Raw genomic sequence first — 12,542 nt, forward strand, 5'->3', positions numbered from 1 at the left:
CCCCGTCAGTAGCGGGGCAGGCTGGGGTCCACCTGTCGGGAGTACAAGTCAATGCCGCCTCGCAGCGACACCGCGTCGATGCCCAGCGACATCAGGTAGGCCGCGCCGTCCAGGCTGCGCACGCCATGGTGGCAGTAGACGACCACGGGCCGGCCGCGCAGGGGCTCCAGTTCCTCCGCGCGCTCCTCCAATTCCGGCAGGGGAATCAGCAGCGAGTCCGGCAGGGCCACCCAGGCATTCTCCGAGGCAAAGCGCACGTCGAGCAGGGCGGGGCGGGACTCCGCGGGGCCGGCGAGCAGCTCGGCGAGGCGGGCGGGGGCAATCTCGGGAATGGGCATGGCGTGTGGGCACCTCAGGCGGGCGTGGGGGCGGCGCAGAAGCGCTCGTAGTCGATGAGCTCCACCGTCGCGCCCGGTGCGCACACGGGGCATTGCGTGTCCCGGCGCAGCTTGAGCTCCTGGAAGCGGGTGCCCAGCGCGTCGAAGGTGAGCAGCCGCCCCACCAGGGGTTCACCCTGGCCGAGGATGAGCTTGAGCGCCTCGGTGGCCTGGAGCAGGCCGATGAGTCCGGGCAGCACGCCCAGGACGCCGGCCTCCGCGCACGAGGGCGCCAATTCGGGCGGGGGCGGGGCGGGGTAGAGGCACCGGTAGCAGGGGCCCTGGCCGGGGACGAAGGACGTCACCTGACCCTCGAAGCGGAAGATGGAGCCGTGGACGTTGGGCTTGCCGAGCATGACGCACGCGTCATTGAGCAGGTACCGCGTGGGGAAGTTGTCCCCGCCGTCGAGCACCAGGTCGAAGCCCTCCAGAATCTTCAGCACGTTGTGCGAGGTGAGCCGCTCCTCGAAGCCCACCACCTCCACGTCCGGGTTGAGGGCTTCAATCGCGGCCCGGGCGCTGGCCACCTTGGGCTGACCCTGACGCTCGCGGGTGTGGATGACCTGCCGCTGGAGGTTGCTCAGGTCGACCACGTCCGAGTCGACGATGCCCAGCGTGCCCACCCCCGCGGCGGCGAGGTACAGCGCCGCCGGCGAGCCCAGTCCGCCGGCTCCCAGCAGCAGGACGCGGGCCTGGAGCAGCTTCGCCTGGCCCGCCTCACCCACCTCGGGGAGGCTCAGGTGGCGGCGGTAGCGCTCCTTCTGCTCGGCGGTGAGGACAAAGGGCTTCTCCACCGGGAGGGCGGCGTCACTCCACCGGTTGTAGCCGCCGGCCAGGGAGGCCACCCGCTCGTACCCCAGCTCCTTCAGCGTCTTGGCGGCCAGGGCGGAGCGGGTGCCTCCGGCGCAGTAGACGACCAGCTCCTCGTCACGCTGGACCTGGCTTTCGACGCGTAACTCCAGGTAACCCCTTGGAATGTGGAGGGCGCCGGGCAGCCGGCCACCGGCGTATTCGTCCGCCTCCCGGACGTCCAGCAGCCGCACGGAGGCTCGGGCATCCAGCAGCCGCTTCACGTCCTCCACGGAGACCTCGCGAATCTCTTGTTTCACTCCGGCCAGCAGCGTCTGGAAGGTCCGAGCCATGTCGGATGCATATAACCCAGGGGCTGGGCCCATGGCTTTTCCGGGCCCGGGCGTTATAAGTCCTCCAGAGGAGACATGGACATGGACAGCACCCCCACGACTTCCGCCGCCCCCGCCGCCTCGCCGGCTTCCCAGGCCACTCCGGTGGCCGTGCGCCTGACGGACGCCGCCATCCAGCAGGTGAAGAGCGTCATCAAGGCCCAAGGCTTCGAGGGCTACTTCTTCTCCATCCGCGTGGTGCCCGCCGGTTGCAGCGGCCTGGGCTATGACTTGAACCTGGTCAAGGAGTCCAAGGCCGGTGACGCCGTCTGGGAGCAGGACGGCGTGCAGATTGCCTCCGACCCGATGAGCAGCCAGTACCTGGCGGGCACGGAGATTGACTACGTCTCCGCCATCACCGGTTCGGGCTTCAAGTTCAACAACCCGAACGCGAAGTCCTCCTGCGGCTGCGGCACGTCGTTCACGACCTGAGCCGAGCCGCCGCGGCAGCGCCCATGACGCGGGCGGGAAGGCCGGGCCGGGGCGGATGCCTCGCCCGGCCTTCGTGCGTCAGGCGCCCGCGATGGGCGTCATCACCTTCAGCCAGGACTGGTTCTCCTTCTGGCGGGCCAGCCGCAGCGTCCGGCGCGCCTGCGCCTCCTGGAAGGCGGCGCGGTCCGCGTCCGTCTCCATCAGCAGGGGCGGCACCGGCACGCGCTTGCCGGCCTTGTCGAGGGCCACGAAGGTCAGCAGCGCGCTGGTGGTGAGGTGCCGCTCGCCGGTGAGCGGGTTCTCCGCGTGCACCGTGACGCCCACCTCCATGGAGGTGCGGAAGGCGGCCAGCACCCGGCCGTGCAGCAGGGCGATCCACCCCACCTTGATGGGGGCGTGGAAGTGCAAATCATCCATGGAGGCCGTCACCACGACCTGCCGGCAGTGGCGCTGCGCGGCCACGGCCCCGCAGACGTCAATCCACTGCATCACCTTGCCGCCGAAGGCGGCATCCAGGTTGTTGGCGTCCGGAGGCAGGATGAGCTGCGTCATCACCACCTCCGTGTCCTTCGGATTCTTCGCGCTCGGGTCGGTCATCTCGCACCTTGGGTTGTCGGACGGAGCCTGCGGCGGGGCCGCGCCGGTTCATCCGGTGGATATCCCAAGCGCTGACGCGATGGGCCAGACAATGTCCGCGCGGGAGCGGCGCTCAGGCCAGGAAGGTGGAGACGCGGTCGAGGAACTCCTCGCGTCCCCGGCCTCGCCGGATGTCCTGTGTGGACACGTCCAGGGTGAGGCAGTCCACGCCGTACTTCTCCTGCAGCACCTGGGGGAAGCTGGCGTAGTAGCCGTTGAGGCCCCGGAGGAACTGGTGGCGGATGCCCTTCTCCTCCTCGCGGCCCCGGGTGCGGATGCGCTGGAGGAGCACGTCCACGCTGCCGACCTCGAAGCAGATGACCTTGTCGGGCCGGATGATGTGGCGCGACAGCCGCTGGAAGTACTCGTAGTACAGGTCCAGCTCCGCGTCCGTCAGGTGCCCCAGGCCGTGGAGGTACTTGGCGAAGATTTCCGGGTCCTCGTACAGCGTGCGGTCCTGCACGCAGCTGCGACGGTAGGAATGGATGAGCTCGTGGTGTTCGACGCGCCGGATGAGGAACTCGAGCTGGAGCGTGAAGGACCAGCGCGTCATGTCCGCGTAGTAGTCACGCAGGAAGCGGTTGTCGATGACGGGCTCGTCGAACAGCTCGTAGCCGAAGGCATGGCTGATCATCTTCGCCGCCGTCGTCTTGCCCGCGCCGATGTTGCCCGCCAGCGCCACGAAGCGCCGTGCCTTGGGCACCTTGATGCGCATCGTGTTGCGGGAGCGCGGGGTGGCCGCGGGGGCCGCTTCCTGGGCAGGGGCGGCCTGGGCGGGCTTCGAGCGCGTGCGAGCGGTGGTGCGAGGCATGAATCCGGGGCTTAGCCCGGCTTCGAGGGAGCGTCCATGATCTGCCTCAGGACGTCCGGCCGGTCGGTCATGATGCCGCCGACGCCTTCCGTCAGGAGCTGCCGCATCTCCCCCGGGTCATCCACCGTCCAGACGTTGACCCACTTGCCCCGGGCCGCGCACTGTCGGAGGAAGTCCGTGTCCACCAGCCGGACCTCACCGAAGTAGAGCGGCATGTCGAGCACGGTGTAGCGCGGGTCCTCCGGCGGCGTGTCCCCGCCACGCAGGGCGATGACGAACGCCGCGAGCGCATCGCGGGGATAGAAGTGACAGGCGGAGGGGAGGCGCTCGGCCAGCCGCTCGGCCACGGTGTCCAGCTCACTGCCCATGCACACCCGCTCCAGGGCCCCTTCCGCCTGAAGCACCTGGGCGAAGGTGTCCTCGATGCCAGGGACATCCGGCTTGAGCTCCACGTTGAGGCGCAGGTCGGGGAAGGCGCGCAGCAGCTCGCGGAGGCTGGGGACGCGCACGCCCTGGCCCCGGAACGGGAAGGTGCGGCCTTCATCGGGCGTGAAGTGGAAGCCCGCGTCCAGCCGCTGGAGTTCGGCCAGCGTGAGCGCGGCCAGGGGGCCGGTCCCGTCCGTGCAGCGCTCAAGCGTGGCGTCGTGGGCGACGACGAGCTCCCCATCCCGGGTGAGGTGGACGTCGAGCTCCAGCATGTCCGTGCGATAGCGCTCCACGGCCTGCCGGAAGGCCGCCAGCGTGTTCTCCGGCGCCACGGCCGCGCCCCCGCGGTGGGCGATGTGCAGCGTGGGCCGCAGGCCGCGGAGGAAGGGGAGGGGAGAGGATGCCATGCCGCCAGTGTAGCGACTGGCGACATGGGGCTGGCTAACGGTTGAAGCGGTAGACGAAGATTCGTGAGGGGTCACCGCCAGGGCTGGCGTCCCATGCCACCCAGGGGGTGCCGTCCGAATCCAACTGGAGTGATACCGTGGCGGCGCCGTTGGACTCCGGAATCGCACCGGGCGCCTTGTCGAGTGGCTGCCAGTCGTCGCCGGTCCACGTCCTGACATGTACGCGTCTGGTGGTGCCCTCGTCTTCAATCCAGGCGATGACGGGGGTTCCCTCGCTGTCCAATGCGAGGGCGGGGCTGGTCGCGGGGGTGTCTCCGGGAGCGGCACTGACAGGGCCACCCAGCGACTTCCACTGGCGATCTTCCCACTGTCGCACGTGGATGTCCGTCGCCGTCGTGCCAGAGCCGCTGGGATTGGATTCCTTCCACGCGAGGACAGGCACGTCCGCCGCCGACATCTTCAAAACGGGCTGAGACGCGGAGGTGCCGCTGGCGTGGTGCCTGATGGCGCCGCCCAGTGCGTTCCAACCCACGGCCGTGCGCTGCTTGACGAAGATGCGCGCGTCCTGGGCCGGAGCACCTCCACCGTGCGTGACTTCAGCCCAGGCGACGACCGGGAGCCGCGAGCTGTTCAACGACAAGGTGGGGGTGGAGATGATTCCGCATTGTTCCGGAGTGCCGCGAGACGGGGGATCGAGCTGAAACCAGCTCCCGTCGTTCTGCGTCTGGACGGCGAGATGGATGTCACCCTGGCAGCCGAATCCCGAGTAGGCGCCGGTTCCGTGCGCGAGATAGGGCGCCCCCGCCGCATCGAGCGCTAAGGAGGGCGCTTCGCGCTGCACGGGCCAGTTCGCGGGCCAATCCGTGGCCCAATCACTGGTGGTCAGCGCGAAGCGTTCCCATTCGGAGCCCGCCCAGCGATGGATGGCCGTTTCGGCCACGTCGACAAGGTTGAGGTCTTCGTCCTCCCGTTTGGAAAAATGGGAGAAGGCAACGACCGGTTCGCCGTCGTTGCTGAAGCGGAGGTCGGCGGTGGTGCTGGCGGGCTTCAGGACGGAGCCCAGTCGCTCCCAGGTCTGCCCCGTCCAGCGACGTACCCCCACGCCGTTGTCGACCCGGAACGCAACGACCGCAGCTTGGGCGGCGTGCTCCCACAACGCCAGCCGTGACAGGGTCGCGGCACCTTCTTCGATGACAAGCCCATCGCGGGGACCGACAGGGAGCCACGCGGGGACGTGCCAGGACCAGCTCGGTGAAGGCACTTCAACTGGGTTCCCCGCGAGGTCCCGGACACCGGTGAGCTTCACCTCCACGGTGCGGGGCAGCGGAAGCTCGACGCCCGCGTGGATCTCCAAGGTCCGCTGGGAGGCGGAGAGGCTCAGGGTCTTGACGACGCTTTCGCCGTTGACGAGGAACTCGACGCTTGACGCAGCGAGGCTGTCGGAATGGAGCGCTTCGGAGAACTCGACCCGGATGGGGTGGGATGCGCTGACGTCTTCTTCCCCGTCGGTCGGTACCTTCTGGGCGATGGAGGGCGGTGTCCGGTCGATGGTGATGACGAGTGGCTCGCTCTGCCACGTCGCGTCCTGGATCCGGATGCGGGCCGTCAGTGAATGTTGACCTTCAGTATGCGCCGAGGTGTCCCATGCGAATTCGGTCGGAGCCGTGACGTTTCCAATGCGCGCGCCATCGAGCAGGAGTTCGACGTCGGTAGGCGCCCCTCCGTTGGATTCGATCCGGACGGTGACCGTGTCGCGAACGTGGGTCGCGCCCCCGGCGAGCTGGAGCCGGACATGTGGCGTCCCGCTGTCCGGGAGTTCCGGTGGCTCGACGACGTCGGGGACATTGATGCAGGCTGTCAGGACGCCGAAGCCAAGCAGGGCGCTGAGGCACGTATTGGTGGTCATGAAGTGATCGAGTGCAGGACGCATTCCATGGTGGCATGCCGCGTGCGGCGCAGGCCAGACCGCGGGATACGGGACGAGGGTGGAGGTGTTTCCATCGCCGGATGGGAATCCCGCGGAATGGACGCTCAGGCCGCGATGATCGCTGAGGCGAGCGCCCTTCGCTGGCTCGCAACACGCACAGTGCGTCGTGGCAGTCTGGATTTCACGACAGACGAGCGGTCACAGGAATCGTTCACTCGACGCAATACGGAGGGTCGCGATTTCACCAGACTGACACCTCTGACGAGGAGGCTTCCTTGCCGCCCCCCTCGGGGCACCGGTATAAGGCGCCAACCCCCTGGCCGACAGGCGGCGGTTTTCACGAACCGCGGCGCCGGAACGAATGGAGATTCTTGAAATGCAACTGCGCAAGACGCTAGGCGCGGCGGCGCTGGTGACCGCGGCGACGATGGCATCCATGGCTGGCTGTTCTGGCCGTGACGACGATACGGATCCTCCTCAGGCGGACGCGGGATGCATCGGCACCTGTAGCCCGGACTCCGGGACGGGCGACGCGGGGACGGGCGACGCGGGCACGGGTGACGCGGGCGTTCAGACGGTGACCATCCGCGAGGCGCGCCTCCTGGGGGATCGTCCAGAGATCATCCTGGAGGGCGTCGTCGTCACGACGGTGGCCTACGTCAATTCGAACGACACGGGCGTTTCGGCGGACTTCTGGGTCGCGGATCCGAACAACCCGCAAGACGGCATCTTCGTCCAGAAGTACCGCACGGATCCGCCGAACACGTACGTCCCGGCGAAGGGCGATGTGGTGACCATCCAGGGCTACGTCCAGAACAACAGCCGCTTCCGAGACCGGGAGGGTTACCGCAAGGTCCTGAAGAACAACTTCGACTTCCGCGGCACCGGCGCAGCCACCCCGATGGTCATCACCAAGACGGGGACGATGACGCCGCCCAACGACATCGCGGTCAGCATCGATAGCGGCTTCGGCAACTCGGATGGAGGCGCCGGCCGGCCCAACCTGGAGCACATGGGCGCTCGCGTCCACATCCAGGGGCCGCTGACGCTCACTGACGCCAATCCCATGGCCATGAAGCGGCTCGCCACTCCCGATGGCGGTGAAGACACCGTGCACTTCGGCTTCGAGGTCTCCGGCGGCGTGCTCGTGAACAACAACAGTACCTTCGGCACGACCACCGACGGTGGCACGCCGCGCTGCGACTACCGCGTCACGGTGAACGACGGCGGTTCCGTGACCTTCCCGGACGGCATCCGCGGCGTGTGGGACACCTTCACCCACGCGCCCTGCGTGGATGGTGGCACCAGCACCTTCAGCTGCTTCAACGACGCGGGCGTGATTCCCGGCGCGAACAACACGTGGACGACGGCGCTCTACCCCGAGGGTTGTGACGACCTGCAGGGTGTCGTCACGGAGCCCGAGACGCTTCGTCCGGCCGCCCCCGGCGCCCAGACGGAGTAAGGGTCCGCGACGAGGGCGTGTCCCTCGTTGGTTGATTCGGCCGCCCCTCGCCCACCCGGGGAGGGGCGGCTTCTTTTTGGGCCCGGAAGGCGGGGTGGGTGTCCGGAACCCACCGAAGCGGGTCCCTGGCTCCCAGGAGCCGGTGATTGTGGGTAAGCTCCGGAAAAGTCCAGCCCATTCACCTTCAGACAGACGGCTTTTCTTCGTGAGCTCGCCCCAGACGGCCATTCCGTTCGGTAACTACCTGCTGATCAAGCGACTCGCCGTGGGAGGCATGGCGGAGCTGTTCCTGTCCCAGCGACCGCCGGACCCCGAGCTGGTGGTGCTCAAACGCATCCTCCCGTACCTCTCGGAGGAGCCCGAGTTCGTCCAGATGTTCCTGGACGAGGCGCGCATCGCCGCGCAGCTCCACCACCCCAACATCGTGCAGGTGCACGAACTGGGGAAGGAGGGCGACAACATCTTCATCGCCATGGAGTACGTGGAGGGCGTGGACCTGCGGCGCGTCATGGCCGAAGAGTCCAAGTTCGGCGCCACGGTGCCCTATGGCGTGGCCGCGCGCATCTGCGGGCAGGTGGCCGCCGGCCTGGACTACGCGCACCACAGCCGTGGCGTGGATGGGCGCCCGCTGGAGTTGATCCACCGCGACGTCAGCCCGCAGAACGTGATGATCGGCTACGACGGGCGCGTCAAGCTGGTCGACTTCGGCATCGCCAAGGCGGGCGCGTTCATGGAGCGCAGCAAGCCGGGGGTCATCAAGGGCAAGTTCCTCTACCTGGCGCCGGAGCAGGTGTCGCAGGAGCGGCTGGACCACCGCGCGGACATCTTCGCGCTGGGCACCATGCTGTACGAAATCACCACCGGCCGGCAGCCCTTCGCCAAGCCGACGACGGAAGGCATCCTCTACGCCATCCGTTACGAGGACCCGTCGCCGCCACACCTGCTGCGCGACGACTACCCGCAGGCGCTCTCGCGCATCGTCATGCGCTGCCTCACCAAGGACCGCGCCCTGCGCTACCAGCGCGCGTCCGAGGTGCACGACGCGCTGGAGGCCTTCCTCGCCTCCGGCACTCTCCGGCAGAGCCTGGACGTGTCGGAGTACATCTGCCGGCTGCTGGGCGAGGAGGAGGAGCGCACCATCCTCCACATCCCCGAGGCCAAGGGCCCCGGCCGGCGTGAAGCCACCGTACCGCTGCAGGGGGTCCGGCTCTCCCATGACGCAGAGCCGCCGCGGCGCCCGTCCGTGCTGGAGTCCACCGCCCCCACGCTGTCCTCCACCACGCCCGAATCCGACCTGGCCCCGGTGCCCAGCGCGCAGCTCACGCCTGGTCTCACGGCCCGGCCCACGCCTCGCCGCGCGTCAGGGGACTCGGTGCCGGTGTCCTTCTCCGGCGATGAGCCAGAGCCCGCCACGCAGATGGCGCGCCCGCGCGAGCTGCCTGCCCGCCAGGCGGATGACGACGACGAGGATTCGGAGATGTCCACCGCTGTCGCCACCACGCCCGTGGGTTACCGAGCCGCGGCGCTGGCGGTGGAGGACCTGGACATCGGCGACGGCGAGTCCACCGTGCCGCAGCGGAGTCGCCCCAAGGGCATTCCATCCCGTCCTGCCGCGACGCCGCCGGCGCCGGTTCGCCGCTCCGCGCCACACATGGCGCCTCCTCCCTCGCGCGTGGCGGAGGCGCCTCGCACCCGTCGCCCCGGCCCGTCGTCTCCCTCTCACGTGGCGGCCTCACGCAGGCCCCCTCCGCCGGAGGAAGACGCGGCTTCGTCCGTCTCCATCACGCCGGTGCCTCCGCGCCGCGCGTCCTCGCTGGACCTGGAGCTCTCCCAGTCCGTCTCCCTGACCCCCGCCACGGTCAATCAGCGGCCGCCCCCACCACGGAGCCCGCCGCCGTCCCGTGGCGCCCGGCACGCGGAAGCGGACGACGAGGACTTCCAGGACACCGGCCTGAGCCATTCCTCGCTGGAGTACACGGACCCACGGCCCACGCTTCGGGATGAGCCGGACGATGACGAGTCCACCATGGGCTATCGCGGCGACTCGGGCGAGTTCACCGCCGACACGCGGGCCACGCAGCCCAGGCGCAAGCGTCCGGTGGTTCGGGTGGTGGCGTGCGTCGTGGGGCTGCTCGCCCTGGGCATTGGCGTGATGTGGTGGTTCATGGTCGGCGCGCAGGCGGCATCGGCGAAGCCGCCGCGGGACTTGTCGGTCGGCGCGCTGGAGCAGCAGGGGACGGCGTCGCCTGTCGTCCGGCCCGTCACGGGACAGGCGTCGCCTGCCGCCGGGCTCACGAACGCGCCCGCCGTGGAGCAAGACGACGGCCGCCCGGAGGCGACGGCGCCGACTGAACCGCCGAAGCCCCCGGAGCCGGGAGCCGCAGCGGCCCCAACCGCCGACCCGGATGCGCCGCCCACCGCCGCCGCGGAGCCCACGCAGGTGAGCGTCCGCTTCAATGCTCCTGCCCGCACGGTGCTGCGGCGCGAGGGGGGCGAGCGCCTCCCCATCAACACCCTCGTCTCGCTGCCCGCGGGCCCCATCCGGGTGAGCTACCAGTGCCCGGGACGTCGGAAGCCGAAGGGTACAAAGCCCTACCTTATAGAGCCGGCGAGCGAGGGAGCGCTCGTCCTGCAGATTCCGTGCAAGAAGCGACGCTAGTGACATCGGGCGTTTGACGGGTATGCGGCATCCTCCCCCAGCGGCGGACAAGTGGGACCGGGTGGGCTTGAGTGTCCTTAAGTCGTTGGAATTCCAGGGTTTTCGCCTTCCCGAGCGCGTTTACACATGTCAGACGGGTCCGTAGAATCCGGAACCCTTATGGCGCGCCCGAAGAGTCAGAAAAACGTAATCAGGAAGCGGAGTTACACGGCCGGCCGGGTGGCCCGGCAGGTTCCTCTCGTCCCCGAGCCCAACAGGCTCCTGAAGGTCTGGCGTCGTGTGCTCGAGCGGCGGCTGCGCACGCGCCTGCGCGCGAAGGTGGCGCTGGAGATTCACGACAACACGCACACCATGCTGACGTTCCAACGCCAGCGGGCCATGTGGCGGCTTCGGCTGCACCACATGTTCCTGGTCGCTCCGGACGACGTGGTGCAGGCGCTCGCCAGCTTCGTGCGCAAGGGTGACCCGGACGCCAGCGTGCTGCTGGACAAGTTCATCGAGCGCAACCGCGTCTACATCCGGCGTCTGTCTCCGGCGCAGATGCGCAAGCGCATCCGGCTGGAGCCCGTGGGGCAGCACCACGATTTGGAGCGCATCTACGACCGGCTGAACGAGCGCTACTTCGACGGCCGCATCGACGCGGCCATCACCTATGGCCCGGCGCCGCGGGTGAAGGGGCCTCGCAAGAGCATCAAGATGGGCTCCTACTCCGCGGACTCGAAGGTCATCCGCATCCACCCGGCGTTGGACCAGCCGGTGGTGCCCCGCTACTTCGTGGAGTGGATTGTCTTCCACGAGATGCTCCACCACGTGTACCGGACGCGGAAGGGCGACGACGGACGGCGCTGCATCCACCCGCCCGAGCTGATGGAACATGAGAAGCAGTTCCACGACTACGCCCGCGCCCTCGCGTGGGAGCGGGAGAACCTGGACCTGCTCCTGCGTGCCCGCGTGACGCCGGCCTGAGTGGCCGCACGTGGGTCCCCTGGGCTCAGGGGATGATGAGCCCGCCGGGGCTGCGCCGCTCCAGCGAGGGGGCCGGCGCGGCCTGCTCGGGGCCGGTGTCCGCGCCGGCCCGCGCTCCGGTGGCGGCCACCAGGGCCACCACCTTCTCGAAGAGCCGCTCGGCGAAGCGGGAGAAGGGCTCCTGGGCCCCATGGAAGAGCCGGCGGGCCTCGGCCCGGGCAAGCTCCGCCTCACGTGGGCGGCTGCTGCGCTCGAAGTAGTCCGCCATCCGCCACAGGCGCAGCGCATAACGCTGGCGCACCTCGGGGGTGAAGAAGTCCCGGGCCACGCCGAGCACCGCCGCCTGGAGCTGCTCCTGGCGCTGCGCGTCGCTCAGCGACAGGGGGCTGTGCACCACCTCGTCCATCTTCTGCACCAGGGCCCGCATGTCGGACTCCGGAGGCAGCCACGAGGCCAACTCCACGGTGTCATGGAGGACGTCGGCTTCCAGCGCGCGGCGGAGGTCCTCGAGCTCGGGCGGGGGCAGCTCGGTGGGGGACAGCCGCGGCTGGACACCGAAGTGGCGCAGCACCACGTCCAGTCCGTCGGGGAAGGGCGTGCGGGTGCGCAGGTTGGTGCCGGCGGCCTCGGCCAGCAGGGCCGCGGCTTCCTCCAGCGGCAGCTCCACGATGCCGCCGTGGGCCAGTCCGTCCTTCACCAGCTTCCGCCAGGTGGCGCGGTTCCTGTCCCCCAACTGGAGCGCCACCACGCCGCGCTCGTCGGACAGCTGCATCTGCACCACCTCCACGCCCGCGCCGCGCAGCACCCGGGCCAGCACCAGCGCCCGCTCGCCGCTACCGGTGACGGCGCTGGCCAGCGCGTTGAGGGTCTCCGGGGCGGCGGCGCGGGGCGGCTCGGCGGGGGCGGCACGCGCGGGCCCGGCCACGGCGACGCCTCGTGAGCGGAGCTGGTACAGCGCCTTCTTCGCGGCCTTGGCCAGGGGCTTCACGGCCGAGGACGACAGGGCCTCCGGCAGGGCGGTGTGCCCGTCCGACACGGCGGCTTCGAGCGCGGCCAGGGCCAGCGGCTCCGGAAGCGCCTCCACGCTGGCGAGGGCGGCCTGGGACACGTCGCGCACCAGGGCGCGGGCGGACTCCACCGCTTCGGCGGGGAAGGCGGGCAGCGGCGCGCCGGCGCGCAGGGCGTCCAGCAGGGAGCGAGGGTCCGAAGAGGAAGAACGCATACCGGACCTTCTACTGCACGGCGCCTGTCCCGGGGC

Annotated in this window: 11 protein-coding genes; 4 read left to right on the plus strand and 7 right to left on the minus strand. The window is 69.5% G+C overall.

The annotated features are described in order from the left end of the window. Nucleotides 1–5: 5 nt before the first annotated feature. Both KGD87_RS02045 and moeB read right to left on the minus strand, forming a co-directional pair. Nucleotides 6–338 carry a rhodanese-like domain-containing protein gene (locus KGD87_RS02045; protein WP_284665895.1) on the minus strand — a complete coding sequence of 111 codons (333 nt, stop codon included), beginning with the start codon at nucleotides 336–338 and terminating at the stop codon, nucleotides 6–8. A gap of 14 nt (nucleotides 339–352) precedes the next feature. Then, nucleotides 353–1,519, minus strand: coding sequence for a molybdopterin-synthase adenylyltransferase MoeB (gene moeB / locus KGD87_RS02050; protein ID WP_284665896.1), 1,167 nt, complete (start codon nucleotides 1,517–1,519; stop codon nucleotides 353–355). An 81-nt stretch (nucleotides 1,520–1,600) separates the two neighbouring features. Here moeB and KGD87_RS02055 point away from each other — a divergent pair, with 81 nt between their 5' ends. After that, nucleotides 1,601–1,990, plus strand: a complete 390-nt coding sequence (locus KGD87_RS02055; protein WP_163784835.1) for a HesB/IscA family protein — start codon at nucleotides 1,601–1,603, stop codon at nucleotides 1,988–1,990. Nucleotides 1,991–2,068: 78 nt separating this feature from the next. On the opposite strand, the gene KGD87_RS02060 is transcribed toward KGD87_RS02055, so the two are convergent. From KGD87_RS02060 to KGD87_RS02075, 4 genes are all read right to left on the minus strand, one after another. Continuing rightward, nucleotides 2,069–2,587 (minus strand): acyl-CoA thioesterase, encoded by a 519-nt coding sequence (locus tag KGD87_RS02060; RefSeq protein WP_163784836.1) that lies wholly within the window; start codon nucleotides 2,585–2,587, stop codon nucleotides 2,069–2,071. A gap of 112 nt (nucleotides 2,588–2,699) precedes the next feature. Continuing rightward, a complete protein-coding gene (locus tag KGD87_RS02065; protein WP_284665897.1) occupies nucleotides 2,700–3,437 on the minus strand; it encodes a deoxynucleoside kinase in 738 nt (245 codons plus the stop codon). An 11-nt stretch (nucleotides 3,438–3,448) separates the two neighbouring features. Beyond that, a complete protein-coding gene (locus KGD87_RS02070; protein WP_284665898.1) occupies nucleotides 3,449–4,270 on the minus strand; it encodes a glycerophosphodiester phosphodiesterase family protein in 822 nt (273 codons plus the stop codon). 34 nt (nucleotides 4,271–4,304) lie between these two features. After that, on the minus strand, nucleotides 4,305–6,176 hold the full coding sequence (locus tag KGD87_RS02075; protein WP_284665899.1) for an Ig-like domain-containing protein: 1,872 nt from the start codon (nucleotides 6,174–6,176) through the stop codon (nucleotides 4,305–4,307). A 397-nt stretch (nucleotides 6,177–6,573) separates the two neighbouring features. Here KGD87_RS02075 and KGD87_RS02080 point away from each other — a divergent pair, with 397 nt between their 5' ends. The 3 genes from KGD87_RS02080 to KGD87_RS02090 all read left to right on the plus strand — a co-directional run bounded on the left by KGD87_RS02080 (nucleotide 6,574) and on the right by KGD87_RS02090 (nucleotide 11,284). Further along, nucleotides 6,574–7,659 carry a hypothetical protein gene (locus KGD87_RS02080; protein ID WP_284665900.1) on the plus strand — a complete coding sequence of 362 codons (1,086 nt, stop codon included), beginning with the start codon at nucleotides 6,574–6,576 and terminating at the stop codon, nucleotides 7,657–7,659. 205 nt (nucleotides 7,660–7,864) lie between these two features. Next, nucleotides 7,865–10,318, plus strand: a complete 2,454-nt coding sequence (locus KGD87_RS02085) for a serine/threonine-protein kinase (RefSeq protein ID WP_284665901.1) — start codon at nucleotides 7,865–7,867, stop codon at nucleotides 10,316–10,318. 219 nt (nucleotides 10,319–10,537) lie between these two features. Beyond that, a complete protein-coding gene (locus tag KGD87_RS02090) occupies nucleotides 10,538–11,284 on the plus strand; it encodes a hypothetical protein (protein ID WP_163784832.1) in 747 nt (248 codons plus the stop codon). 25 nt (nucleotides 11,285–11,309) lie between these two features. On the opposite strand, the gene KGD87_RS02095 is transcribed toward KGD87_RS02090, so the two are convergent. After that, nucleotides 11,310–12,506 carry a hypothetical protein gene (locus KGD87_RS02095; RefSeq protein WP_284665902.1) on the minus strand — a complete coding sequence of 399 codons (1,197 nt, stop codon included), beginning with the start codon at nucleotides 12,504–12,506 and terminating at the stop codon, nucleotides 11,310–11,312. Nucleotides 12,507–12,542 lie beyond the last annotated feature (36 nt).

The sequence above is a fragment of the Myxococcus sp. SDU36 genome (assembly GCF_030168875.1).
GTDB lineage: Bacteria > Myxococcota > Myxococcia > Myxococcales > Myxococcaceae > Myxococcus > Myxococcus vastator.